Source organism: Falsiroseomonas sp. RANM36 (assembly GCF_056682175.1).
The window spans coordinates 1,738,575-1,740,214 of record NZ_JBWXTD010000003.1 but is presented as its reverse complement, the minus strand read 5'-3'; the positions used below and the strand labels follow the sequence as shown (position 1 = coordinate 1,740,214).

Here is a 1,640-nt window from a genome sequence, read left to right as displayed (position 1 = left end):
GGGCCCCCCCCGGCGCCCCCCCCCGCCCCCCGCCGGGGGGCGGGGGGGCTCGCCGCCGCCGGACTTGCGCTGCACGAGTTCGGCCACCGCCTCCTGGTAGCGGTCGCGGAAATCCTCGGGCGCGAAGGGGCCGGCCTGCTGGGCGATGATGGTCTTGGCGATCTCGATCATCTGCGGCTGCAGCTTCGCCTCGGGGATGTCCTCGAACAGCGCGGCGTCGCTGCGTACCTCCTCCTGCGAGCGCAGCGTGGAGAGCAGCAGGCCGGGGCCGCGCACCTCGATCGCCACCACGCGCTCGCGGTTCGCCATCACGATGCGCCCGATCGCCACGCGCTTCTCGCCGCGCATCGCCTCGCGGATCACCGCGAAGGGTTCTGCGGCGGTCTTGCCGCTCGGCACCATGTAGTAGGGCTGGTCCCAGTAGAGCCGGTCGATGTCGTCGCAATCCACGAAGCGCTCGATGTCCACGACCTTCGTGCTGTCCAGCTTGAGGTCGTCCATGTCCTCGTCGGTGACCACGACGTAGTCGTCCTTCGCCACCTCGAAGCCGCGCACCAGGTCGCGGCGCGCGACCTCGTCGCCGGTCTCGGCGTCGCGCCAGCATTGCCGGACGCGGTTGTGGGTTTCCGGGTTGAGCAGGTGGAAGCGCACATCGCCGTCGCTCTCGCCCACCGCCTTGTGCAGCGCGACGCCGCAGGTGACGAGCGAGAGGCGGAGATGGCCTTCCCAGACCGGACGCGCAGGCATGACGGACCTCATTCGCAGGGCTGCGACATGGGCGGAACGGCCGATCCGGGGCGTTGGTTCTTCGGCGGATTCGAAACGAGGTCGGCACGCGCGCGTCTTCGGCAAGCCGCCGTCGTGATTCGAGGCGCGTAAACGACGTTGTTCAGATTCGACGTCAATGGCCTCTTCGCGCGCGCGGCAAAACGGCGGAGATCCCCCGACGCTGCGTGAAGCGGTGGATAATTCAGTGGATCGTTTGTTGAGAAGGCGCCGGATCGAGCGGGTCGCAAGCGTCGGCACGATACGGCAACATCCACAGGCCTGCAGCCCAGGAAGATGCCCCGCGCCGCAGGGCAGCGCGGCGCGGGGCTGCCGCCTCAGCGGAAGGGCATCGGCGCCTGGTTCATGTTCTGCCCGCTGCGCGCGGCATCCTCGCTGGTGCGGTTCAGGTTCTGGGTCGTGTCGGGGCCGCCCTGCAGCGCGTTCTGCCCGGCCTTGGCGCGGTCCAGGCTGAGCTGGTTCAGTCGCTCGGTCTCCGACATCCGCGGCTGGGCCGGCGCCCGCGTCGAGCGCTGCTGTGCGAAGGCCGGCACTGCGGCCACGGTGGCCCCGAGCGCCGCCAGAAGGGCGAAACGACGGATCATGTGCGACTCCTTCAAGCTTGCGCTCGCCGCGGCTCCCGTCGATCGGCGGAACCCCATGCTCGGCCGAGGGTCTGGGTCGCTCTCGCGCTTCCGGAGCCGGCCGAGCGTCGTGTATCGCCACCGAAATGGCCAAGCGCGACGAAGCGAGCCGCCCCGGTGCTCAGTGTGCGTCGAACGGTCGGCCGGCCGCGACCGGCGCGTGATCACATTCCGCCGATGTCGTTCGGCCCCCCCCCCCCCCCCCGTGCCGGGAGCGGGCCGGGCGGCGGC

General features: G+C 70.7%; 2 protein-coding genes. Both read right to left on the bottom strand.

Going from position 1 to position 1,640, the window contains the following annotated elements:
- Nucleotides 1-747: non-homologous end joining protein Ku (ku, locus tag AC1MIR_RS13290; protein WP_480028627.1), on the bottom strand; the 747-nt coding region annotated here is incomplete at its 3' end.
- 356 nt (nucleotides 748-1,103) lie between these two features.
- Complete coding sequence (locus AC1MIR_RS13285; protein WP_480028626.1) at nucleotides 1,104-1,370, bottom strand: hypothetical protein; 267 nt, start codon at nucleotides 1,368-1,370, stop codon at nucleotides 1,104-1,106.
- Between the last annotated feature and the right edge of the window lie 270 nt (nucleotides 1,371-1,640).